Origin of the sequence: Collinsella aerofaciens (genome assembly GCF_028206995.1) — a bacterium.
Taxonomy (GTDB): Bacteria; Actinomycetota; Coriobacteriia; order Coriobacteriales; family Coriobacteriaceae; genus Collinsella; species Collinsella aerofaciens_AQ.
In genome coordinates this window covers 60,786-83,307 of the sequence record NZ_JAQLFL010000009.1, presented here as the reverse complement: position 1 = coordinate 83,307, position 22,522 = coordinate 60,786, and the positions used below count along the sequence as shown (strand labels likewise).

Genomic DNA, 22,522 nt, shown 5'->3' with positions numbered 1-22,522 from the left:
CCTGTCCCCTTTGCGGTGGTTCAAAGGGGACAGGCACCTTTGCGGTGGTTTGGGCTGCGAATCTTAATACTGCCACATATGGTTGGCGGGGCCGGAGCCTTTGCCCATGTCAAAGCCGGCGGCCAGAGCGCCCGTTAGGTATGCCTTGCCGGCGTTGACAGCGTCGGCAAGATCCATGCCCTGAGCCAGCGCGCAGGCGATGGCGGACGAGAGCGTGCATCCGGTGCCGTGCGTGTTGTCGGTCTCGATGCGCTTGTGGCGGAACCACGTGGTGAGTGGATCTCCCAGATGGTTGCCCTCGTCATCGAGTGGCGCGGGTTCGGCCAGTACATCGTTGGCCTCGTTGACAAGATGCCCGCCCTTAACGAGGGATGCGCAACCAAAGCGGCGGGTGAGGAGCATGGCAGCATTTTGCTGCGTGCGCTCGGAGTCGACCTCGTAGTCGAGCAGGGCCATGGCCTCGGGAATATTGGGCGTGATAACCGTCGCTAGCGGGAACAGGCGGCGGGTGAGCGCCTCGGCGGCATCTTCGGCAATCAGCCGCGCGCCCGAGGTGGCGACCATGACGGGGTCGACGACCACGTTCGTTGCGTTCCAGGCGCTCAAGCGGTCGGCGATGACTTCGATAATCTCGACAGAAGAAACCATGCCGATCTTGACGGCGCTTGGGCGGATATCGTCAAAAACGGCGTCAATTTGCGCGGCTACGATATCTGGCGAGATATCCTGCACGGCGGTAACGCCCAGTGTGTTTTGCGCTGTGATGGCGGTGATGGCCGTCTCGGCATACAGGCGGTGCGCCGTGATGGTCTTGATGTCGGCCTGAATGCCGGCGCCACCGCTGGAATCGGATCCCGCGATGGACAGGACGGCAGGTACCTTACTACGATCCATGTTCGCTCCCTTGTTCGGTCGGAATCAAATGGGTCTTTAAGCCAGCATTATAAAGATGCCCGGGCCGACTCTATGCCGAACCCGGGCGGGCGATGCAATCTCTACGCAAATGTAAGTAAATGTTCACAAGTCAACAATTGACAGGCACCAGCTCGCCGCCAGAAGCGGCCGCGTCGACAGGGTTAGTCCTCCATGCCGAGGTCGATCGTGGTGCCCTCGAAGATCTTGTTGACGGTGCGGACGGCGCACATCTTGCCACACATGGTGCAAGTGCCCTCGGTGGCGGCGGGGGACTCCTCGTAGCGCTTCTTGCCCGTAACCGGGTCGAGCGCGCACTCCCACATGGCGTCCCAGTCGAGCTTGCGGCGTGCCTGGCCCATCTTGTCGTCCATGTCGCGGGTGTGCGGCACCTTCTTGGCGATGTCGGCGGCGTGTGCGGCAATCTTGGTGGCCATGAGGCCGTCGAGCACGTCCTGGGCGTTGGGCAGGCACAAGTGCTCGGCCGGCGTCACGTAGCACAGGAAGTCGGCGCCGGAGCTGGCGGAGATAGCGCCGCCGATGGCAGCGGTGATGTGGTCGTAGCCCACGCCGATATCGGTCACCAGCGGCCCGAGCACATAGAACGGGGCGTTGTGGCACAGGCGCTTCTGCAGTTTCATGTTGGCGGCGATCTCGTCGAGCGCCATGTGGCCCGGACCCTCGACCATAACCTGGACGCCGGCGGCCCATGCGCGCTTGCACAGCTTGCCCAGCTCGATCATCTCGGCGGTCTCGGTGGCGTCGTTGGAGTCGTAGAGGCAGCCCGGGCGACAGGAGTCGCCGAGCGAAATCGTCACGTCGTACTCGTGGCAAATCTCGAGCAGCTCGTCGTAGAACTCATAGAACGGGTTCTCGTTACCGGTGACCTCCATCCAGCCAAACAGCAGCGAGCCGCCGCGGCTCACGATGTTCATGAGGCGGCCGGTCTCCTTAAAGGTCTTAATGACCGACTTGTTGATGCCGCAGTGGATGGTCATAAAGTCCACGCCGTCTTCGGCGTGCGCGCGAACGACCTCGAGCAGGTCGTCCTTGGTGAGCTTGACCAGCGGCTTTTCCATGTAGCCGATGGCGTCGTACATGGGGACGGTACCTACCATGAGCGGCGTCTCGTCGATGAGCTGCTGGCGGAACCGGCGCGTCTTGCCCGAGTTGGAGAGGTCCATGATGGCGTCGGCGCCAAAGTCCTCGGCGATCTTGACCTTCTTCCATTCCTCGGCGGCATCGGCCTTGTCGCCCGAGATGCCCAGGTTGACGTTGACCTTGGTGGACAGGCCCTCGCCGACACCAAAGGCGCGCATGCCCTTTTTGATATGCACGATGTTGGCGGGAATGGCGATGCGGCCGTCGGCCACGCGCTCGCGGATGTACTCGGGGTCGAGATGCTCGCGCTCGGCGACCTCCTTCATCTGCGGTGTGATCTGCCCGGCGCGGGCGAAGTCGATTTGCGTGACGAGCTTGGGCTCGGTCTGTGTGCTCATTGGCACGGCTCCCTTCGTTGGCATTACCCATATCAGGTTTGCGGGTCAGGGCGGGCGCGCCCAATCTCAGCCTGCCGTCTTGTCCTGCAAGCCCCCCGTTTATGTAATGGGCTCAAGTATAGCTCGAATGGGTACGATTGGCCTAACGAGCGTGCCTGTGAGGAGGCGAACATGGAAGACAAGCATCTATATCGAGAGACGCAATGGGATGTATCGGCCGAGGAAAGCCGTGCGCACCATGGCCTTGTCGCGATCGGTTTTGCGGTGCTTGCCGTGCTGGTGATTGCCTTTTGTATCTGGACGTTTGGTGGTCGCGGCGGCGCTGCATGGGAGTTCGAGGCTGATGATAGCCTACCGATTATGACGGTGAGGAGTACTGGCGGTAATGCCAATACGCTCGCCGTTCCGGGCGATTATTGGTACCCGTGCGATGAGTTTGTGCAGTTGCAGCTGAGTGGTGGGTCTATTCCTGGTGAGGAAATCGAACGCGTGACGTATGATGCGACGTTCAAAACGTTGACGGTGAAGCTCAAAGATCAAGGGGATGTGCCCACGACGATGGATATCGCGCTGACGGAATGGCGCCTGGAGCCCCCGTCGGGTGTTGCGGTGTCCGAGGTCGAGCACGTCAAGATTGTCTATCAGGACGGTTCGACAAACGGGATTGCAAAGGCCGACGGTCTAGCAGAATAGGTGTCGAGCCTAGCAGCCAATTCATAAAAGTTGCGGTGGAATAGTTCCTGATTGTGCGAAAAAGGCTCAAATAGGAATTATTCCACCGCAAGTTATATAGAGAAGGCTGAGCGGGTCAGTGTTGGGTGCCGGCTCTAGAGCATCTGTTCGTTGATGAACATGAGGGTGCCTAGGTATGAGAGCTCGGGGACGTGGCGATAGCCGATGTTGAATGCGGTAAGTTCGCTTGCATCCTCGAGCTTGTTTTCTGCCATCCACCGCACCATGGAGCCGCGCGCCTTTCTGCTGGCGGTCGACCGTTGGATGGGCTTCCCGTTGCGGATACCCTCGCCAAAGAGGCACGTGACGGCTGTGGCGTCGCCCGCGAGGTGGGGCAGAACGGCTTTGGCATACTCTACGCTGGCGAGGTTGACGATCGTGGTGTTTGAACCTGCCGGGGCGATAGCCCGCGCGAGCTTATCGCTCCAAAATGCGTAGAGGTCTCGGGCACCGTCGACGACAAGCTTCGCGCCCATCTCCAGCCGATACGGTTCGACGGCATGAAAGGGACGAACGCACCCGTAGAGGCCGGAGAGGATCCACAGATGGTCTTGCAGCCATGCGAGCTGCGCGGAATCCATCACCTCGGGTGCCATGCTCTGGTATTGAATGCCGTGATAGGACATGGCGGCAGGGGAGAGGTGACGGGCGAGTGCGGGATTGTCGAGATCGCCGCTTTTCAGGATGGGCCCGAACTCATGCAGGGTGTTGAGGCAAGGTCCCAGCAGTTTGTCACTCACGTTCCACAGCGCCTGCAGGCCGCCGCTGCCTTCATTCCGCTCGATATCTAGCAGTGCGCGGTGGAGGCGAGCCGTCTCGCGCACAAAGGGTGGGATGCCCAGGACTTCAAAAGCATCTTGGGCCGCGCGCATCTGCTTGGCGGGCGAAATGATGACCTGCAGCATGGGCTCTCCTCTGCCAAAAAAGTTGCGGTGGAATACGGTCTGTTTTGGCTGTTTATGGGCCAGTTTAGTCCGTATTCCACCGCAAGTTATAAAGGGCTGGTTTGATGCGCCTTACGAGGGTTTGCTAGGCGCGCTCGAGGAAGGCTTTGTAGCCGCGGTAGGCCTCGTAGATATCGGCCTTGTTGGCGACCTCCCACAGGGCGTGCATGGACAGGACGGCAACGCCGGAGTCGATGACGTTCATGCCATACTTGGCCATGATGTAGGCAATGGTGCCGCCACCGCCCGCGTTGACGCGACCGAGCTCACAGGTCTGGAAGTCCACGCCGGCCTCGTCCATGATGTCGCGGACGAGGGCCACGTACTCGGCATCGGCGTCGTTGGAACCGCCCTTGCCGCGGCTGCCCGTGTACTTGTTAAAGCACAGGCCACGACCCATAAAGGCGGCGTTCTTCGTCTCGAACTTGCCGGCATAGCCCGGGTCGAAACCGGCGGACACGTCGGAGGAGAGCATGCGGCTGCGGGCGAGCGCGCGGCGCAGGGCCAGCGGGCTATCCTCGCCGGCGAGCGTCATGATCTCGGCGACGGTGTTCTCGAAGAAGCGGCTCGTCATGCCGGTGGCACCCACGGAGCCGATCTCCTCCTTGTCGACGATGAGCGTGATGCTCGTGCGCTCCACGTTGGCGACGTCGATTTGGGCAAGCATGGAGGGGTAGGCACAGACGCGGTCGTCATGGCCATAGCCCAGAATCATGGAGCGGTCGAGGCCCATGTCGCGGGCGGGGCCGGCGGGCACGACCTCGATCTCGGCGGAGAGGAAGTCCTCCTCCTCGACGTCGTACTGCTCCTTGAGGATGTCCAGGAACATCTGCTTGACGGGCTCCTTGGGAGCGTCCTTGTCGTCCTCGTCAAACTTGACGGGACGGCCGCCCACGATCACGTCGAGGATCTCGGCGTCGACGGCGTCCTTGGCAGGCTTGGACATCTGCTCGCTCGAGAGGTGGATCAGCAGGTCGGAGATGGTAAAGACCGGATCGTCTGCCTTGTCGCCGATGTTGATGTCGACGGTGGTGCCGTCCTTTTTGCAGATGACGCCCACGAGTGCGAGCGGGGAGGCCACCCAGTGGTAGCTCTTGACGCCGCCGTAGTAGTGCGTGTCGAGGTAGGCCATGTCGCCGGCCTCGAAGGCGGGATTCTGCTTAAGGTCCAGGCGCGGCGAGTCCACGTGAGCACCCAGGATGTTAAAGCCCTGCTCGAGCGGGGCGGTGCCCAGGTTGACGAGCATGAGGTCTTTGCCGTGATTGGCGGCGTACACCTTGTCGCCGGCCTTGAGCGTGCGGCCCTCGGCAATCACGGTCTCCAAGTCGACGTAGCCCGCCTCCTCGGCCATCTTGATGCCGGTCTTGACGCACAGGCGCTCGGTCTTATTCTCGCTCAAAAACTGCTTATAGCCGCGGCAAAGCTCCTCGAGTTCCTCGACTTGCTGTGGCGTGTACTTTTTCCATGCGCAGGGACGCTCCATGACGCAGGCTCCTTTCGGATCGATCGTGCTGGTTGATGTACCGTGAGCCATCGTATCACGCGCGGGCCCGCGGCGGCAGGGAAGCCTGATGTGCGGTGGTCGCGGGGCGGGGAGCGTGTAAACTGGTGTGAGCAAACCGTGCCCAGCCCAAAGCGAGGTATTCAATATGTCTGACAAGCGCCGCACCTTTGCCGTTATCGACGGCAACTCGCTCATGCACCGCGCCTTCCACGCCGTGCCGCCCACCATGAATGCGCCGGACGGCCGCCCCACCAACGCGATCTTCGGCTTTCTGAACATGTTTCTCAAGATGATCGATGCCTTTAACCCCGACGGTGTGGTCGTGGCGTTTGACAAGGGCAAACCGCGCGTGCGCATGGAGATGCTGCCGCAGTATAAGGCGCAACGCCCGCCCATGGACCCCGATCTGCATGCGCAGTTTCCGATGATCAAGGAGCTGCTCACCGCGCTCAACGTGCCGATTCTGCAGTCCGAGGGCTGGGAAGGCGACGATATCCTGGGAACCATGGCGCGCCTGGGCGAGCAGGCCGGCTGCGACATGCTACTGGTGACCGGCGACCGCGACATGTATCAACTCGTGACCGAGCACGTCAACGTGGTCTCGACCCGCAAGGGCCTGTCTGACGTGGCGATCATGACGCCCGAGAGCGTGGACGACCTGTATCACGGCATTACGCCGGCGCTCGTGCCCGATTTTTACGGTCTAAAGGGCGATACGTCCGACAACATCCCCGGTGTACCGGGCATCGGTCCCAAAAAGGCGAGTGCGCTCATTGCGAAGTACGGTAGCCTGGACGAAGTCATCGCGCATGCCGACGAGGTCAAGGGCAAGATGGGCGAGAACCTGCGCGCGCACATCGACGACGCGCTGCTGAGCCGCAAGGTCGCGACCATCCGCACCGATGCGCCCGTTGAGCTCGATTTTGAGGCGACGTCCTTCCCGGCGTATTCTGCCGATGAGGTTTCCGCTGCGCTGGGCACGCTTGGTATCACCGCCATGCAGAACCGTTTCTTGGCGCTGATCGGCGGCGAGGGCGGGGCTGCTGCTGTCTCCAGTATGTTTGAGATGCCTGCGATGGTTCGTGCAGCTGCCGGCGAAGCTGACGCGCTTGGTGCCGTTGCGGCTGAGGTCTCCCGCGCGATTGATGCCGACGAGTGGGTTGCCGCCGTGGTGGACGACGACAAGGAAGAGGGCGCGCTCTTTGGCCTGACGCGCACGCTGTGGTTGGCGACGTCCAAGGGCCTGTTTGCGCTCGAGGAGAGCGACGGCGGTGCGGCGGCTGAGGTTGAGGGCTTCAACTTCGTCCACGGCGTGATTGCCGGCGTGCTCGTGCGTCTCTTTATGGAGGGTCGCGTGGCGAGCCCGGATATGAAGGCGCTGTTGCACGAGCTTTCGCCCATCGATTCTTCTGAGCCCGAGCTTATGGACCCGCTGGCAGTCGATTCCACGCGCATCTTCGATACCGTGGTTGCCGCCTACCTGCTGGATTCCGACCGCTCCGAGTTCGATGAGGCGTATCTGGCCGATACCTATCTGCAGATGGCGCTGCCTGCGGCGCGCGGTGCAGAGGGTGCCGGCGAGGACGCCCCCGCGCCCGCCGCTCGCACGGCGGCCTTGACGCTGGCGCTGGTCGCACCGCTGCGCGACCGCATGGCCCGTGAGAATGCCTCCAACGTGTTCGATGGCATCGAGATGCCACTCGTGCCGGTGCTTGCCAAGATGGAGCGCGCGGGCATGCTCGTAGACCCCGACCGTCTGCATAGTCTGTCCGAGGGCCTGGCGACTCAGATTGCCGAGGTCGAGCGCAGCATTCGTGACCTGGCGGGTGACGAGACCTTTAATATTGGCAGTCCCATGCAGCTGTCGCATGTGCTCTTTGATGTGATGGGGCTTCCGACCAAGGGCCTCAAGAAGACTAAGCGCGGCTATTATTCGACCAACGCCAAGGTGCTGAGTGACCTTGCCCGCGACCACGAGATCGTGCGCCTGATTTTGGACTGGCGTGAGAAGTCCAAAATCAAGTCCACCTATCTGGACACGCTGGGCCCGCTACGCCGCGGTGACGGTCGTGTGCACACTACGTACAACCAGACCATCACAGCAACGGGGCGTCTGTCCTCGAGCGACCCGAACCTGCAGAACATCCCGACGCGCTCGGAGCTGGGTCGTACCGTCAAGACGGCGTTTTCGGCAGGCGAGGGAAGCGTCTTTTTGGCGGTGGACTACTCGCAGATCGAGCTGCGTCTGCTGGCGCATCTCTCGGGTGACGAGCACTTGGTGCGCGCCTTTAACGAGGGCGAGGACTTCCATGCCGAGACGGCGGCGCGCGTGTTTGGTGTGCCGGTGTCCGAGGTAACGCCCGACTTGCGCAGTCGCGCCAAGGCCGTGAACTTTGGCATCGTGTATGGCCAGCAGGCCTACGGCCTGTCGCAGTCGCTGCATATCTCGATGGCCGAGGCACGCGACATGATCGACCGCTACTACGAGGCCTACCCGGGCGTGCGTACGTTCCTCGACAACGTGGTGGCGCGCGCCAAGCAGATGGGCTACGCCGAGACCATGTACGGCCGCCGTCGTCATATTCCGGAGCTCAAGGCCAAAAACCCGCAACTCCGCGGCTTTGGCGAGCGCACGGCCATGAACCACCCCATGCAGGGAACCGCCGCCGACATCATCAAGATCGCGATGGCCCGCGTAAGCCGCCGCCTGGAAGAGGAAGGCTTTGCCGCCCACATGATCCTGCAAGTGCACGACGAACTGGACTTTGAGTGCCCCATCGACGAAGTCGAGCGCCTGACCGCCATGGTCCAAGACGTCATGGAACACGTCGTAGACCTACGCGTACCCCTCATCGCCGAAGCCAGCACCGGCATAACCTGGGCCGATGCCAAATAAAGAAGCACCAACAACCCCAAAGTAACCAAAACCAGAAGGACGCCCCTCATCAACAAGGAGCGTCCTTCGTTCAATAAAAATCAGCCAAAGTATCTAGGCGCCAAGACGCCATCCAGACGGCAAGCAAGTCACCGCAGGACCTGGCCGGGCGAGCGGGTAAGTTTTTCGTAGATTCCGCACGAGCCGGAAAGCACTTAATGTGCTTTCCGAGCGAGCCCAGGACCTGACCGAACGAAAAACTTACCCGCTCGCCCGGCCAGGTCCGACGAGCAACGTTAACGAGCCGCCAAGATGGCGTCGATGAGCGTCAGTACGCCCCCGTCGTTGTTGCTCGGAATGCGCCACTTGGCATGTGCGTTCATGTGCTCCTCGGCATTGTCCACGATAAAGCTGTGCCCGACGCGCTCCAGCATGGGGATATCGTTGTAGGTGTCGCCCACAGCGGCGGCGTCGGCGATATCGATGCCCAGGCGCTCGCAGAGATGCGCCACACCCGAACCCTTGTCGACGCCCAGGTTCATAAAGTCGATCCACTCGCGGCCAGCATTGGTGACGTAGAGTCGGTCCGAGAATGCCGGGCTGTAGTCCTCGCGAAACGCCGGCTCGGCGTCGTAGTCGGGGAAGAAGATCGAAATCTTGTTGGATTCGACGTCAAGGCCCTCAAAGGTATCGACGTAGTTGATCGTGTTGTAGTACACGCTGATTTCGTTGTGATACTGATGGTCACGGGCAAGCACATAGAACTCGTCGTAGCAGCACAGCACGGGGACGGCGCGCGAATCCTCCGAGGCGCGGCTCAAGACCCGCTGATACAGTTCAGCGTCGATATTGCTCTTATAGATATACTCTCCGCGATAGATCACGCACGCTCCGTTGTCGGGACAAAAGGCGAGGCGGTTCTTGACGCCCTCGAACATCTCCTCGAGCTTGGGGGCGGGACGTCCGCTGGCGGGGCAGAATACGATGTCGGCGTCGGCGAGCTTGTCCAGGCGCTCATCAAGACCCTGGGGCAGCACGCGCTCGTCGGTCAGCAGCGTCTTGTCCATGTCGACGGCGAGAATCTTAATGTTTCCGATATTGGCGTCCGATTCGTAAGTTTGCATAAAAGCGAGCCTTTCGTTTCGAGATTGTTTCAGACGTTATAACCATCAATTCGTAGTCGGGCGTATTTTCGCAGGAACGGAGCGTATTTGCACCACGCTTCACAAAGTAATGAAAAAACTTTTCAGAAATTTGAATTTGTCGCTTGTGCTGCGGGCACTTTAGCGTAATATAGCGACCATCGAAAACGGAGACGGAAAAACAACCGCTTACCGAGGAAAAGGTACCGTTTACGATATTAGAATTGCGCCCGGCGATAGGTGAAAGGAGAGGCAGATGCAGTTCGTAACGATCATCACCACTGCAGACAATGCCATCCGACGCCAGCGCGCAATTTCCCGACGACGATAACAATCGTCTCTGTCCGCATGGGGCGAATTGCCTCAACAGAGTCATTTTGAGGTCGTTGGGTTTTAGCACGACATTGCTGCATGTTTCTAGGGCATGTATGTGCTGATTTTTGCTATTTAACCTGATATTGCACGGTATATGACCTTGAAATGACTTGCAACTGACCGATGTTCTAACTAGCTACCAAGGGCGAAAGGAAACAGCCATGAGCAAGGAAAAAGTCGTTCTCGCATATTCCGGTGGTCTTGATACATCCGTATGTGTCAAGTGGCTCCAGGACGAGAAGAATCTCGATGTCGTTTGTGTCTGCGGCAACGTGGGCCAGGAAGAGACCGGACTGGATGCCAAGAAGCAGAAGGCGCTCGACCTGGGCGTTCTCGATTGCCAGGTGCTCGACCTGCGCGACGAGTTCTCCGATGAGTTCCTGACCAAAGCCATCGCCGCAAACTCCATGTACGAGAATAAGTATCCGCTGCTCTCCGCCCTGTCTCGCCCGCTGCTTGCCAAGAAGCTTGTCGAGGTCGCCCACGAGTTTGGCGCGACCTACGTCGCCCACGGCTGCACTGGCAAGGGTAACGATCAGGTCCGTTTTGAGGCCGCCGTCAAGGCCCTCGACCCCGAGCTCAAGGTTATCGCCCCGGTTCGCGAGTGGGACCTGAAGTGCCGTCCCGACGAGGTCGCCTATGCCCACGCCCACAACGTGCCGGTTCCCGAGGGTGCCAACGACAACCCCTACTCCATCGACGACAACCTGTGGGGTCGTGCCATTGAGTGCGGTCACCTGGAGGATCCCTGGAACGAGCCGCTCGACGACGCTTGGGTTATGACCAAGAACCCCGAGGACACGCCGGACACCCCGACCTACACCGAGGTTGAGTTTGAGGCCGGCAAGCCCGTCGCCGTAGACGGCAAGAAGATGAAGCTCTCCGAGATCGTCATCGCCCTCAACAAGATCTCCGGCGACAATGGCTTTGGTCGTCTCGATCTGGTCGAGGATCGCCTGGTGGGCCTTAAGAGCCGCGAGTGCTATGAGGTCCCCGGAGCCCTGACGCTCATCACCGCCCACAAGGCGCTCGAGGACATCTGCGTCGAGGGCGACCTGCTCAAGACCAAGATCAAGCTCGAGCAGGATTGGGCCACCGCCGTGTACAACGGCCAGTGGTACAGCCCGCTCAAAAACGCGCTCGATGCCTTTATGGCCGATACCCAGAAGTTCGTGACCGGCACTGTCCGTCTGAAGTTCTTTAAGGGCAACTGCCATGTCGTCGGCCGCAAGAGCCCCTTCAGCCTCTACGACTACGGTCTGGCTACCTACGACCGCGACACCACGTTTGACGAGAAGGCCAGCGCCGGCTTTATCGAGATCGATACGCTGTCGCTCAAGACGTGGGCAAAGGTCCAGGGCCCCAGCTCTGCTGCCGCCCAGGCCTAGCGCCTCCTTCCCTTGGTATCCGCGCGGCCCATCCGCGTGATACATAACGGGCGCACGGGGTCCCTACCTTTCGTTATGCTTGCTGACACTTCTTAACATCGGTGGCCCCTACGTTCCGCCCGCATATATGATGTCGCGTCTGCGGCTGAGTCCGAGCCCCGCCGGGGTTGTCCGGCGGGGCTCCTTCTATCAATTTGGCGGCTCTGCGCCTATATATATGAGGAGTATCCATTATGTTCAATGCTATTGCGCATGCTTTACTTGCCCTCGCGCCCGAGTTCGATGCTGCAAGGGTCGAGGACGTCCCTATGAGCCTGAAGGCCTGGATCGATGGTTCGCAGGGCAACATCCGGAGGGAGACGTTGGGCGCCAAGTGCATGGCGCGTCACTTCTTTGCAAATTAGCTACATGGCCCCGCGCACGGTGGGGAATATGCAAAACTAGCGGTTGAATAATTGCTTTAGCGACATGGCGCAATACTTTGGGCGCTTGTTTTGGTATTTGGAGAAAGGGGACGGTTCCATGGCTCTTTGGGGCGGTCGTTTTGAGGCGGGCGTGGCCGAGGTCACGCAGGAGTTTGGCGCGTCGCTGCCGGTCGACAAACATCTCTATAAGCAGGATATCGCCGGCTCTAAGGCGCATGCCAAGATGCTGGCGGCCCAGGGCATCATCAGTGCCGAGGACGAGCAGGCGATTGCCAAGGGCCTGACCGGAATCGAACAGGATATCGATGCCGGCAACTTCACCTTCGACATCAACGACGAAGACATTCATATGTCCATCGAGAGCGAGCTGACGCGTCGCATCGGCGAGGCCGGTAAGCGCTTGCATACCGGACGTTCGCGCAACGACCAGGTGGCGACCGACACACGCCTGGGCGTCAAGGCGCTGGCCAAGGAGCTCATGGAGGCCAATCTTGAGCTGCGCCATGTGCTGGTGGATGCGGCCAGGAAGTACGACAAGGTAATTCTGCCGGGCTACACGCACATGCAGCACGCTCAGCCCGTGCTGCTGTCGCATCATCTGCTGGCGTATTCCTGGATGTTCGCGCGCGACTTTACGCGCCTGAAGGCAGCCTTTGATGCCGCCGACAACTGCCCGCTGGGTGCTGCCGCGCTTGCCGGTACGAGCTATCCGCTCGACCGTCAGATGACGGCTGCCGAACTTGGCTTTGCGGGTGTGATTCCCAACTCGCTCGATGCGGTTTCCGACCGCGATTTCCTGCTCGATCTGCATTACGCCGGCTCCGTCATGGCCATGCATCTGTCGCGTCTTTCCGAGGAGATCGTGCTGTGGTCGAGCTCCGAATTTGGCTTTATCACGCTTTCCGACTCGTACTCCACCGGCTCGTCCATCATGCCGCAGAAGAAGAATCCCGACTTTGCCGAGCTTATCCGCGGCAAGAGCGGCCGTGTGTATGGCAACCTGGTGCAGCTGCTGGTAACCATGAAGGGCTTGCCGCTTGCTTATAACAAGGACTTGCAGGAGGACAAGGAGGGCGCGCTCGATACCGCCCATACGCTCATGCAGTGCCTGTCCGTTATGGCCGGAATGATTTCGACTTGGACCGTCAACGAGGATGCCATGGCGCGCGAGTGCGGCGTGGGGCACCTTGCCGCCACCGATGTTGCCGATTACCTGGCCAAGCGTGGCCTGCCGTTCCGCGAGGCACATGCCGTGGTGGGCCATCTGGTCCTGATGTGCGAGAAGCGCGGCTGCAATCTTGAGGACCTGCCGTTTGAGGTGTTCCAGGAGGCAAGCTCGCTCTTTGAGCGCGACATTACCGAGGCGCTCGACATCCCGTCGATTGTCGCCGCGCGCACGACCGAGGGCGGCACCGCCCCTGCCGCTGTTGCCGTGCAGCTTGATCGCGCCGAGGCACAGCTCGTGGCTGACGAGGGTGTGTTTGGGTCACTGACTAAGGTCGTCGAGATGGGCCACGGGGTAAAGTAGGGATTTGGCTGAAGCCGTTTTGGCCGTTTATTGATAAATCGTTTTCACTTTACGGGCGCCTGCTGATGTGGGCACCCGTATTTTGTTGCTATGGGGTAGGGGCTTGTCGAGAACTTCTGCAGGACCTTTGGGCAGGTTGTGAAGGGGTTACGTTCGCGGGCGGCAACCGACCGCCTGCTCTGTTCGATGCGGTTGATGGGCGGTCGGATGGTACTCTAATCGGGCTTCGAAACAGAAGTGACACATATGGAGCGCTTTAATAAATTGCAACGTTTTAATAAACAGCTTTTTGTTTAACTGCAGCTAAAACTCTGTTACGATGCAGTCCAGGCGGGTGCCGGAATGGGACTTGGGCACGCGCGAACCTACTTGAAAGGCTACTTTTATGGCTATCGAGAAGACCTTCATCATGATTAAGCCCGACGCCGTGCGCGACCGCAAGATCGGCGAGATCGTTGCTCGCATTGAGCGCAGCGGCCTTGTCATCGAGCGCATGGAGATGACCACGCTCGAGCGCGCTACCGTCGAGGAGCACTACGCCCATCTGGCCGACAAGCCCTTCTTTGGCGGTCTCTGCGACTTTATGACGAGCGGTCCGGTCGTCAAGATGGTCGTTTCCGGTCTCTCAGCTGTTGCTAAGATGCGCACCCTCATGGGCGCTACCAACCCGCTTGAGGCTGCTCCTGGTACCATCCGCGGCGACTTTGCCGTCGATGTCAACGCCAACGTGATCCACGGCTCCGACTGCCTGGAGAACGCCGAGATTGAGATCAAGCGCTTCTTTGGCTAAACCAGCTTTGACTCCTTAAAGCTGTTAGCGTGTGGCTTGGGCGCCGCGGAACTCCATCCGCGGCGCCTTTTATGCAGGGGCCCGCTCGGACATGTGTTCCGAGCGGGCCCCTGCTGTTAGCTTGTGGCACTGAATAGTTTAGGCTTCGTCGACAATCTTAAGGGCGCGCGTGTGATCGATCTCGTTGAGGAGGTTAACGCGACGCTCGTGACGACCACCCTCAAACTCGGCGTCGAGCCACTCGTCGACGATCATCTTGGCGAGCTCGGAGCCCACGACGCGGGCGCCAAAAGCGAGCACGTTGGTATTGTTGTGCATGCGGGAGAGCTTGGCGCTGAAGGGCTCGGAGCACACAACGGCGCGTACGCCCTCGACCTTGTTGGCAGCCAGACTAATCCCGACGCCGGTGCCACAGATGAGGATGCCCAGGTCGACGTCGCCGTTGGCAACGGCCTTACCCACCTTGTAGCCGGCGATGGGGTAGTCAAAGCTCTCGGAGGTGTCGGTGCCAAAGTTCACGACCTCGCAGCCGCGCTCCTTCAGGTGCTCGGAAATGATGTTCTTGAGCTCGACGGCGGCGTGGTCGTTACCGATACCGATCTTCATGGATGGTTCCTCTCTGGTCTGTGCGGCGCAAATGCTAAAGGTGTTTACCGCGTTCGACTGCATGATAGCGCGACTTTTGCGTAAACGCTCGAGCGTTTTTTGGTCAAACGCTTTAGCAGGCAACAAGACTGGCTTCTCGTGAATGAATGTCGTCAGTTAGCGCTTGAGCGCCGTCTGCCGGAACCATGGTTGCGGTTTTTGATGCATTGTTATCAAATAAAGGAGCTAACTTTTTTGAGAGCCCAGCCCGTTATGCAAGCAGGAGATACCTATGCCTACCGATTCCCTTCGTGATGCCGCGTTTTGCGATGTTTTGAACCGCGAGCTTGTCTGTGCACTCGGCTGCACCGAGCCCATTGCCGTTGCCTATGCAGCGGCGCTGGCGAGTCAGACGCTCGGTTGCGAACCCGATCATATGGACGTTGCCTGCTCGGGCAACATCATCAAGAACGTTAAGAGTGTGACCGTGCCCAACTCGGGCGGTATGCACGGTATTGAGGCCGCGGCCGTGCTGGGTGCCGTGGGCGGCGACGCCAAGAGCGCGCTCGAGGTGCTTGAGAGCGTTAACGATGAAGACCGTGCACGCGTGGCCGAGCTCCTCGCCGACGCCGGCTACTGCGATGTGTCGCTTGTCGAGGGTGTGCCCAACCTCTACATCAAGGTGACTGCGACGGCCGGGGGCCATACCGCGGTCGTCGAGATTACCGATCACCACACCAATGTCACGTGCCATACGCTCGACGGTATTCCGGTATGCGGCAAGTCAGCGGGGGAGTGTGCCGCCTGCGCCGAGCGCGTGGTGGCCGAGCGTGCGGCGGATAAGGCCGACACGCCCATGTCGATTGAGTCCATCATCGACTTTATTGAGGACGGCGACATTGAGGACGCCCGCGCTGCCGTTGAGCGTCAGATTGAGCTGAATGGCGCGATCAGTGCCGAGGGCCTTGCGCACGCTTGGGGCGCCGAGGTGGGCCGCACGCTGCTGGGTGCTCGTGCCGATGACGTCGCCTGCCGTGCCCGTGCCCGTGCGGCCGCCGGGTCCGACGCCCGCATGAACGGCTGCGCGCTGCCGGTCGCCATTGTGTGCGGCTCGGGCAATCAGGGCATTACCTGCGCATTGCCCGTCATGGAGTATGCCGAGTACCTGCGTTGCGACCACGAGCGCCTGGTGCGCGCCGTGATGCTGTCCGATCTTATCGCCGTGCATATCAAGAGCTATATTGGTGCGCTCTCGGCGTTTTGCGGTGCTATTTGCGCCGCGTGCGGCGCCGGCGCTGCGATTACCTGGCTGTGCGGTGGCACGCGCGAGCAGATTGGCGCGACGGTCTCGAATACGCTCGGTAACGTGGGCGGCATCGTGTGCGACGGCGCCAAGGCGAGCTGTGCCGCCAAGATCTCGGCTGCCGTCGATGCGGCGATTCTGGGCCATGATATGGCCATGCAGGGTCGCGGCTTCCGCGCCGGCGAGGGCCTGATCCAAGATACCGTTGAGCAGACAATCGCCAGCATGGGCTACGTGGGCCGTGTGGGTATGAAAGATACCGACGTCGAGATCCTCAACATCATGATCGGCAAAACCCAGGTTTGTTAGTTACGCGGTTTTACCAAACCGCGTAACCGGTCGACGCTGCAAACGCCCCTAAGCGGCAATCTACCTTTCAATCGTCGGGCATGGCCAGAAGGCCTATGCCCTCCTCTTTCAAGGCACATTGCTCGCTTAGGGGCGTTTTCGCTGGCTTATGCTCAACCTGCGGCGTTGTTTTGTTTGGAGCGAGTGAGGGGTTCTATGACAGTTCGTTGGCTATTTGGTGTTCGTAGAAGGCTTCGATTACGGCGTTGAAGTCGCGGGCGAAGTCTTCCATGGTTCCGCGCCAGGTGGCTCGGCTGGGCTTGCCCTGGCCCACAAAGGCGGTTTGGATGCCGCAATCGGGGGACGGGAAGTCGCGTTTGGGATCGTTGCCCACCATAAGGACCTCGTGTGGCTCGAGCCCCATCACCTGAAGCTGCTCTAGATAGTAGGTGGCATCAGGCTTGCAGCGGGTAGCGTTTCCCATGTGCGTGACGAGCTCAAAGGGGGCGTCAGCCAGGTCGCCCCAACCCATGCGGCATTCGATGGCCCCCTGGGGAAAGCTGGGGTTGGTAAAGAGCGCGTAGCGCAGCCCTGCGTCCTGTACGGCCTGGAGCGCGGCGTGTGCGCCCGGCATGGCGTGGGCGTTAATGATATCGTCGTTCTTGTACGGAAGAACTTCGCGCTCGTAGTAGGTAAACGCCTCGTAGATGAGGGGATCGGAGAGGCAGATCCCGCATCGGCGCTCGACCTCTTCTTGGTAAAACTCAAGATTGGTGCGGTTGTCCGTGCCGCTGCGGCGATTGGCGTTGAGGTCGACCAGGATGGTGCCGAGGCGTGCCATCGTGCCACCGCGGCTGCGGCGGCCGATATCCGCGAGCATCGAAGAGACATCCTTAAAATAGCGAAGGATGAACGCGTTGAGGTTGATGCTGAGAAGCGTCTCGTCCATATCGAAAACGACTGCTTTGAGCACGCGGGCACCTTTCTCGTAAATTTGATCTAGAGTCGTTGGCTCCGGATACTTTACCCCAAAGCCGAATGCCTGGCTGGTTATCGTCAAGTTGCGGAGACGTGTGTTCATAAGATTACGAAAAAGTCTCCACACGAGTAAAAAATCGCAGTTCACGCTTGAAATCGAACTCATTTCCCCGTAACCTATACGAACGTGATTGCATAAGCGTCACATTAGTATCTGTCGGCTCCCGAGTGTTCCTAAACGTTGTGTGCTTGTCGCACCCTTCTGTAGGTCCTAGCAATCGGGGCCCCGTAGTTCGAAAGGGGTCCACCTTTGAGTGAGATTCAGAACTCGTCCATTTTCTCTCTTGACGATGTCAATGAGGAGGAGATGAACAACCTCATCGACGGTACGATTACCGACTTTGATGAGGGCGATCTCGTTAACGGCACTGTCGTTAAGATCGAGCATGACGAGGTGCTCGTTGACATCGGATTCAAGTCCGAGGGCGTTATCCCGGTCCGCGAGCTGTCCATCCGCAAGGACGCTAACCCTGCAGACATCGTTGCACTCGGTGATCCCATCGAGGCTCTGGTTCTCCAGAAGGAGGACAAGGACGGTCGTCTGGTCCTGTCCAAGAAGCGTGCCGAGTACGAGCGTGCTTGGAACCGCATCGAGGAGAAGTTCAACTCCGGCGAGAACGTCGAGGGCGAGGTTATCGAGGTTGTCAAGGGCGGCCTGATCCTCGACATCGGCCTGCGTGGCTTCCTGCCCGCTTCCCTCGTCGACCTCCGTCGTGTCAAGGACCTCACCTCCTACATGGGCACCCGCATCGAGGCTCGCGTCATCGAGATGGATCGCAACCGCAACAACGTTGTCCTCTCCCGTCGCGTCGTGCTCGAGGAGTCCCGTAAGGCCGAGCGCTCCGAGATCCTGTCCAAGCTCAAGTCTGGCATGCGTCTCCAGGGCACCGTTTCCTCCATCGTCGACTTCGGCGCCTTCGTCGACCTCGGCGGTATCGACGGCCTCATCCACATCTCCGAGCTCTCCTGGAACCACGTCAACCATCCTTCCGAGGTTGTCAAGGTCGGCCAGGAGGTCGAGGTCGAGGTTCTCGACGTCGATCTCAACCGCGAGCGCATCTCCCTGGGTCTCAAGCAGACCACCGAGGATCCGTGGCGTGCACTGGTCAAGAAGTACCCCGTCGGCGCTATCGTCGAGGGCACTGTGACCAAGCTTGTCCCGTTCGGCGCTTTCGTCGACCTGGGCGAGGGCATCGAGGGCCTGGTTCACATCTCCGAGATGGCCAACAAGCACGTCGATCAGCCTTCTCAGGTCACCCACGTGGGCGACAAGGTTCAGGTCAAGGTCATGGAGATCGACCTCGACCGTCGTCGTATCTCCCTGTCCATGAAGTCCGCTGCTGAGACTCTGGGCGTCGAGATCGAGGTTACCCCGCTTCCTTCCGAGAAGAAGGACGAGGAGACCGACGCCGAGTAAATCGGTTTGACGATCACTTGTTTTAAGGGACCCGTCCGTAATGGACGGGTCCCTTTTTGCATTTGGTGCTGAGGCGCGCGATGCTGGCTTATAGGACAAAACGTGTGTCCACGTTGGGGGCATCGGCGCAGGTCGATGCCCCTTTTTCAGCCGTTTAAATTCCGTGCCCGCTTTTAACCGCTCGGACAGAATGTGTGTCCGGTTGCCTATCGTTCCCGCAGGTAGATAACCTTTTCCGGAACCGTTAAATACCCTTTCGGAAGAGGTGCCCATGAAGGCCGTTTATTGCCCCTACTGCGGCGGTCGGACCAAGCGCAACGGCAGGACCTCATCGGGGTCCCAGCGGTGGAGGTGCACGGCCTGCGGCGCGTCGACGACGGTGAGGTACGACGACGCGGCGGCAAGGCTGGACGAGTTCCTCGGGTGGCTCCTCTCCAAGGACTCCCAGGCGGCGATGCCGGGCGGCGGACGGTCCTTCAGGCGCAGGACGGCCGAGTTCTGGGAGGTCTGGCCCATGCCCGTCCCCGACGGCGAGCTGCACCGCGTGCTCTACGTCGACGGGATCTGGGTCGCGCGCGACCTCGTGGTGCTCATATGCTGCAGCGGCGAGAGGGTGGTCTCCTGGTACATGGCCAGGTCGGAGAACTCGAGGGCGTGGTCGGCCCTCATGGCGCCGATCCCGGCGCCCGAGGTGGTCGTCACCGACGGCGGGAGCGGATTCGCCAAGGCCGTGCGCGAGACCTGGCCGCGCACCAGGGTCCAGAGGTGCGCCTTCCACGCCTTCTCGCAGGTCAAGCGCTACACGACGACGCGGCCGAAGCTCCAGGCGGGGCGCGAGCTCTACCTCATCGCGCGCGACCTCATGGGCATCGAGACGCTGCACCAGGCCGAGCTCTGGGTCGAGCGCTACCTCGACTGGTGCGGGTTCTGGGCCGACTTCCTGGAGGACAGGACCGTGGTGGACGGCAGGAGGGTCTACACCCACGAGAGGCTGAGGCGGGCGCGCTCGTCGCTGTCGTCGCTGGTGTCGGCGGGGACGCTGTTCACCTACCTCGACCCCGCCCTGGCCAAGGCCGGCCCGCTGCCGTCGACCAACAACATGATCGAGGGAGGGGTGAACTCGCAGCTGAGGGCCGTCCTGCGCAACCACCGGGGGCTGACGTCGGTCAAGCGCGTGAAGGCGGTGTTCTGGTGGTGCCACGCGCACTCGGGGGACGCGAGGACGGCGCGCGAGAAGCTCGCCGCGATGCCGACCGACGCGGACATCGACTTCCTGTTCAGCGTCTACTCCGCCTCGCCGTCGCGCGAGGACGGAGGGCCGGAGTGGGGCGACAGGGCCGTGTGGGAGGACCTCCACCACAGGGGCCCGTACCCGTTCTGGCTGGATTAATGGATGGAAACGGGTGTTCTATCGGGACACACATTTTGTCCTATAAGCCGCGATGCTACCCGTGCGCAATGCTGCCCGGGTTGTCTGTTTGCTATTGGGTTGTCGGTGCGTGAAAAATGTCGACATCCCGCCTCGGGGAGGAGGCGGGAACGCACCGAGTAGACGGAGGGGTGCGGAGCGCGGTCGCGTCTCGACTGACGACGTTGCCCATCGACAACCCTATTGTACTGCATGGCGTGGTTCTTGGTTTATCGTGTCGAACGCTTGTGTTGTGCCATTGCCTGTGGTGACGGTGTGCTACACTCTTGCACTGCTGAGTGGGCCAGACGGTCGCGCGATGTGCTGTTTGCAGTACGCGTGAGGAAAGTCCGGGCTCCAGAGGGCGGGATGCCGGCTAACGGCCGGGCGGAGTGATCCGACGGAAAGCGCCGCAGAAAAGAAGACTCCCACCTGCGCCGCAAGGCGTAAAGGGAAAAGCTGAAACGGTGGTGTAAGAGACCACCAGCGTCGTGGCAACACGGCGGCTTGGCAAGCCCCATCCGGAGCAAGCGCGAATAGGAACGCTATGGGCCGGCCCGGTCCGCGTTCGGGTAGCGTGCGTGGAGCTGCACGGTAACGTGCAGACAAGATAAATGACCGTTCACGACAGAACCCGGCTTATAGGCCCGCTCAGCATTCTTGTCGACGCTGCGACGGCGTCAGCTGGCCGATTTGGCGCTCATTCGTCGGTCGCCGCCATAAGGCGTGCTCCCTCCTCTTTCGGGCCAAATCGACTCAGCTGACGCCGTCTCGCTGTTTTTGCCTGGTCATCGGCAGCCTCATTTCTGTTGCAATCTTGTCTTTCAAGGCACCTTGCTCGCGCTGATGGGTTCTCGCTTTCGTTGACGGAATCATCGGCGGTTCCGTTCTTGGCATCTCGCTGTCTTTGCCTGGTCATCGGCGTCGCCGTTCTATTTACCGGGGTTATCGGTACGGTCTTTGCCGTATTATTGAGGCTGTTTGTTGCTTTGCTTGTTGTTGAGGGGCTTTGTTGGACAGCTATTTTACTCTGCAATCGAATAATGAGGCTTCGGGCGAGTTTGTGGACCGCAAGAGCCGGTTTATTGCCCAGCTGGTCCATATTGAGTCCGAGGATGAGGCGAATGCCTTTATCGAGATGGTTCGCAAGCGTCATTACGACGCTCGACACAATGTTCCCGCGTGGATTTTGGTCGATGGGCGCGAGCGCCAGAGCGATGATGGTGAGCCGAGCCGCACGAGCGGCATGCCGACGCTCGAGGTGCTGCGCGGTGCGAGGCTCAAAAAAGTTTGCTGCGTGGTGACGCGCTATTTTGGTGGCACGCTGTTGGGGCCTGGTGGCTTGGTACGCGCCTATACCGCGGCGACGCAGGCGGCGGTGGCCGCGGCTCAGGAGGCAGGGCAGATCGTTGAGATGACAAGCGTCGTGCCTGTTGACGTGCATGTGGCCTATCCGCAGTACGAGCAGGTGCTTCGTTTGGCGCAGGATTCGGGTGCCAAGGTTTCGGATACCGATTACGCGGATGCCGTGACACTTCACCTGGTATTCAAAGCGGGGGAGCAGGAGCAATTTTGCGCCAAGATGCGCGAGCTTATGGCGGGGCGCGAAGAGATCGAGGTCGGCGCTCCCAAATTTGCCGAGTTCTAACGGCGACGGCCGGCGTTTTTTTGGATGGATCCCAAACGCGCCGGCCGTCGTTTTATGTTGCTGCCGTTTACTCGGCGAGCTGCTTTAGCACATCGCAGGCGATCTCGATGGCATCGTCGATGCAGCCGGGGCAGCTGCGGAGCGGACCCTTATCCGATCCGATGCCCTTGAGCGTGCCGCAGACGGTCGTCGTGTTCTTCTCGCCAAAACGCTTGGCGATTTCGCGCGACAGCTTGTAGGTCTGGCCCTTGGTCTTGGGGTTTTCCATGCCGTCGCTCATCACAAAGCCCATGATGGCCACGGCGCCCGAGATGGCGCCGCAGGTCTCGGTCATGCCACCCATGCCGGCGCCAAAGCCCTCGGTGAGGGTAAAGGCAGTCTGGGGGTCGAGCCCGACGGCAGGTGCGAGCGTGCAGGCAACGGCCTGGGCGCAGTTAAAGCCACGGGCGTGGTATTCGGCAGCTTGAGCCTGACAGGCGGTGATGTCGAGCTGGGCCGTATCGATTTGCTTCATCGTTGTCTCCTTGGTCACGGTTTACCCGCTTATGGTACCCGTGACGGTGCGTGTAATCATCGAGAGCTTCATGGATGCCTCATTTTTCTCTGTCGAGCAAATGCCCAAGGCTTGAGATAAATACCCCTGATCGATTTGTCCCATAACCTACCTTGGGGATGGGTTGAGAGGGCTGCGGGGTAGCGGTATCGTGAACCGAATAAATCA

At 60.4% G+C, this 22,522-nt stretch carries 18 protein-coding genes and 1 other RNA gene; 11 read left to right on the top strand and 8 right to left on the bottom strand.

Annotated elements, in window-relative coordinates; all coding sequences use genetic code 11:
* Nucleotides 1-63: 63 nt before the first annotated feature.
* On the bottom strand, nucleotides 64-894 hold the full coding sequence (gene thiD, locus PMX60_RS07775) for a bifunctional hydroxymethylpyrimidine kinase/phosphomethylpyrimidine kinase (RefSeq protein WP_271747459.1): 831 nt from the start codon (nucleotides 892-894) through the stop codon (nucleotides 64-66).
* Between the two features lie 182 nt (nucleotides 895-1,076).
* Complete coding sequence (thiC, locus tag PMX60_RS07770; RefSeq protein WP_271747457.1) at nucleotides 1,077-2,411, bottom strand: phosphomethylpyrimidine synthase ThiC; 1,335 nt, start codon at nucleotides 2,409-2,411, stop codon at nucleotides 1,077-1,079.
* A gap of 171 nt (nucleotides 2,412-2,582) precedes the next feature.
* On the opposite strand from thiC, the gene PMX60_RS07765 reads away from it, so the two are divergent.
* Nucleotides 2,583-3,104, top strand: a complete 522-nt coding sequence (locus PMX60_RS07765; RefSeq protein WP_006234163.1) for a hypothetical protein — start codon at nucleotides 2,583-2,585, stop codon at nucleotides 3,102-3,104.
* A gap of 134 nt (nucleotides 3,105-3,238) precedes the next feature.
* Here PMX60_RS07765 and PMX60_RS07760 read toward each other — a convergent pair whose 3' ends face one another.
* Both PMX60_RS07760 and PMX60_RS07755 read right to left on the bottom strand, forming a co-directional pair.
* Entirely contained in the window at nucleotides 3,239-4,048 is an 810-nt protein-coding gene (locus PMX60_RS07760) for a YaaA family protein (protein ID WP_271747456.1), read from the bottom strand.
* Between the two features lie 124 nt (nucleotides 4,049-4,172).
* Entirely contained in the window at nucleotides 4,173-5,570 is a 1,398-nt protein-coding gene (locus PMX60_RS07755; protein ID WP_271747455.1) for an aminopeptidase, read from the bottom strand.
* 166 nt (nucleotides 5,571-5,736) lie between these two features.
* Here PMX60_RS07755 and polA point away from each other — a divergent pair, with 166 nt between their 5' ends.
* Nucleotides 5,737-8,487 (top strand): DNA polymerase I, encoded by a 2,751-nt coding sequence (polA, locus tag PMX60_RS07750; RefSeq protein ID WP_271747454.1) that lies wholly within the window; start codon nucleotides 5,737-5,739, stop codon nucleotides 8,485-8,487.
* Nucleotides 8,488-8,762: 275 nt separating this feature from the next.
* On the opposite strand, the gene PMX60_RS07745 is transcribed toward polA, so the two are convergent.
* Complete coding sequence (locus PMX60_RS07745) at nucleotides 8,763-9,590, bottom strand: Cof-type HAD-IIB family hydrolase (protein WP_271747453.1); 828 nt, start codon at nucleotides 9,588-9,590, stop codon at nucleotides 8,763-8,765.
* A 554-nt stretch (nucleotides 9,591-10,144) separates the two neighbouring features.
* Here PMX60_RS07745 and PMX60_RS07740 point away from each other — a divergent pair.
* The 4 genes from PMX60_RS07740 (at nucleotide 10,145) to ndk (ending at nucleotide 14,114) form a co-directional block, all read left to right on the top strand.
* Nucleotides 10,145-11,371, top strand: a complete 1,227-nt coding sequence (locus tag PMX60_RS07740; RefSeq protein WP_271747452.1) for an argininosuccinate synthase — start codon at nucleotides 10,145-10,147, stop codon at nucleotides 11,369-11,371.
* Between the two features lie 233 nt (nucleotides 11,372-11,604).
* Entirely contained in the window at nucleotides 11,605-11,775 is a 171-nt protein-coding gene (locus PMX60_RS07735; RefSeq protein ID WP_158550218.1) for a hypothetical protein, read from the top strand.
* A 118-nt stretch (nucleotides 11,776-11,893) separates the two neighbouring features.
* Nucleotides 11,894-13,324, top strand: coding sequence for an argininosuccinate lyase (gene argH / locus PMX60_RS07730; protein ID WP_271747451.1), 1,431 nt, complete (start codon nucleotides 11,894-11,896; stop codon nucleotides 13,322-13,324).
* A gap of 385 nt (nucleotides 13,325-13,709) precedes the next feature.
* Nucleotides 13,710-14,114 (top strand): nucleoside-diphosphate kinase, encoded by a 405-nt coding sequence (gene ndk / locus PMX60_RS07725; RefSeq protein WP_035138006.1) that lies wholly within the window; start codon nucleotides 13,710-13,712, stop codon nucleotides 14,112-14,114.
* 138 nt (nucleotides 14,115-14,252) lie between these two features.
* Here the strand turns inward: ndk and rpiB are convergent, their stop codons facing one another.
* Nucleotides 14,253-14,720 (bottom strand): ribose 5-phosphate isomerase B, encoded by a 468-nt coding sequence (gene rpiB / locus PMX60_RS07720; protein WP_117762860.1) that lies wholly within the window; start codon nucleotides 14,718-14,720, stop codon nucleotides 14,253-14,255.
* Between the two features lie 271 nt (nucleotides 14,721-14,991).
* Between rpiB and PMX60_RS07715 the strand changes: the two genes are divergently transcribed.
* Nucleotides 14,992-16,311 (top strand): L-cysteine desulfidase family protein, encoded by a 1,320-nt coding sequence (locus PMX60_RS07715; protein WP_271747450.1) that lies wholly within the window; start codon nucleotides 14,992-14,994, stop codon nucleotides 16,309-16,311.
* 193 nt (nucleotides 16,312-16,504) lie between these two features.
* Here the strand turns inward: PMX60_RS07715 and PMX60_RS07710 are convergent, their stop codons facing one another.
* A complete protein-coding gene (locus PMX60_RS07710; protein ID WP_035138010.1) occupies nucleotides 16,505-17,263 on the bottom strand; it encodes an HAD family hydrolase in 759 nt (252 codons plus the stop codon).
* 315 nt (nucleotides 17,264-17,578) lie between these two features.
* Here PMX60_RS07710 and rpsA point away from each other — a divergent pair, with 315 nt between their 5' ends.
* The 4 genes from rpsA (at nucleotide 17,579) to PMX60_RS07690 (ending at nucleotide 21,801) form a co-directional block, all read left to right on the top strand.
* Nucleotides 17,579-18,745 carry a 30S ribosomal protein S1 gene (gene rpsA, locus PMX60_RS07705; RefSeq protein WP_022095232.1) on the top strand — a complete coding sequence of 389 codons (1,167 nt, stop codon included), beginning with the start codon at nucleotides 17,579-17,581 and terminating at the stop codon, nucleotides 18,743-18,745.
* Between the two features lie 271 nt (nucleotides 18,746-19,016).
* Nucleotides 19,017-20,135, top strand: coding sequence for an IS1249 family transposase (locus tag PMX60_RS07700; RefSeq protein ID WP_271747449.1), 1,119 nt, complete (start codon nucleotides 19,017-19,019; stop codon nucleotides 20,133-20,135).
* A 314-nt stretch (nucleotides 20,136-20,449) separates the two neighbouring features.
* An RNA gene (gene rnpB / locus PMX60_RS07695) (RNase P RNA component class A) lies at nucleotides 20,450-20,811 on the top strand.
* Nucleotides 20,812-21,162: 351 nt separating this feature from the next.
* Nucleotides 21,163-21,801 carry a YigZ family protein gene (locus PMX60_RS07690; protein WP_271747448.1) on the top strand — a complete coding sequence of 213 codons (639 nt, stop codon included), beginning with the start codon at nucleotides 21,163-21,165 and terminating at the stop codon, nucleotides 21,799-21,801.
* Between the two features lie 67 nt (nucleotides 21,802-21,868).
* On the opposite strand, the gene PMX60_RS07685 is transcribed toward PMX60_RS07690, so the two are convergent.
* The gene (locus tag PMX60_RS07685; RefSeq protein ID WP_229066760.1) at nucleotides 21,869-22,315 is read right to left on the bottom strand and encodes a C-GCAxxG-C-C family protein; all 447 of its coding nucleotides are present in this window, start codon (nucleotides 22,313-22,315) and stop codon (nucleotides 21,869-21,871) included.
* Between the last annotated feature and the right edge of the window lie 207 nt (nucleotides 22,316-22,522).

Bases quoted from the DNA above. Each gene is read 5' to 3' on its own strand.
- thiD (WP_271747459.1), bottom strand. From the start codon at position 894: ATGGATCGTAGTAAGGTACCTGCCGTCCTGTCCATCGCGGGATCCGAT.
- thiC (WP_271747457.1), bottom strand. From the start codon at position 2,411: ATGAGCACACAGACCGAGCCCAAGCTCGTCACGCAAATCGACTTCGCC.
- PMX60_RS07765 (WP_006234163.1), top strand. From the start codon at position 2,583: ATGGAAGACAAGCATCTATATCGAGAGACGCAATGGGATGTATCGGCC.
- PMX60_RS07760 (WP_271747456.1), bottom strand. From the start codon at position 4,048: ATGCTGCAGGTCATCATTTCGCCCGCCAAGCAGATGCGCGCGGCCCAA.
- PMX60_RS07755 (WP_271747455.1), bottom strand. From the start codon at position 5,570: ATGGAGCGTCCCTGCGCATGGAAAAAGTACACGCCACAGCAAGTCGAG.
- polA (WP_271747454.1), top strand. From the start codon at position 5,737: ATGTCTGACAAGCGCCGCACCTTTGCCGTTATCGACGGCAACTCGCTC.
- PMX60_RS07745 (WP_271747453.1), bottom strand. From the start codon at position 9,590: ATGCAAACTTACGAATCGGACGCCAATATCGGAAACATTAAGATTCTC.
- PMX60_RS07740 (WP_271747452.1), top strand. From the start codon at position 10,145: ATGAGCAAGGAAAAAGTCGTTCTCGCATATTCCGGTGGTCTTGATACA.
- PMX60_RS07735 (WP_158550218.1), top strand. From the start codon at position 11,605: ATGTTCAATGCTATTGCGCATGCTTTACTTGCCCTCGCGCCCGAGTTC.
- argH (WP_271747451.1), top strand. From the start codon at position 11,894: ATGGCTCTTTGGGGCGGTCGTTTTGAGGCGGGCGTGGCCGAGGTCACG.
- ndk (WP_035138006.1), top strand. From the start codon at position 13,710: ATGGCTATCGAGAAGACCTTCATCATGATTAAGCCCGACGCCGTGCGC.
- rpiB (WP_117762860.1), bottom strand. From the start codon at position 14,720: ATGAAGATCGGTATCGGTAACGACCACGCCGCCGTCGAGCTCAAGAAC.
- PMX60_RS07715 (WP_271747450.1), top strand. From the start codon at position 14,992: ATGCCTACCGATTCCCTTCGTGATGCCGCGTTTTGCGATGTTTTGAAC.
- PMX60_RS07700 (WP_271747449.1), top strand. From the start codon at position 19,017: ATGAAGGCCGTTTATTGCCCCTACTGCGGCGGTCGGACCAAGCGCAAC.
- PMX60_RS07685 (WP_229066760.1), bottom strand. From the start codon at position 22,315: ATGAAGCAAATCGATACGGCCCAGCTCGACATCACCGCCTGTCAGGCT.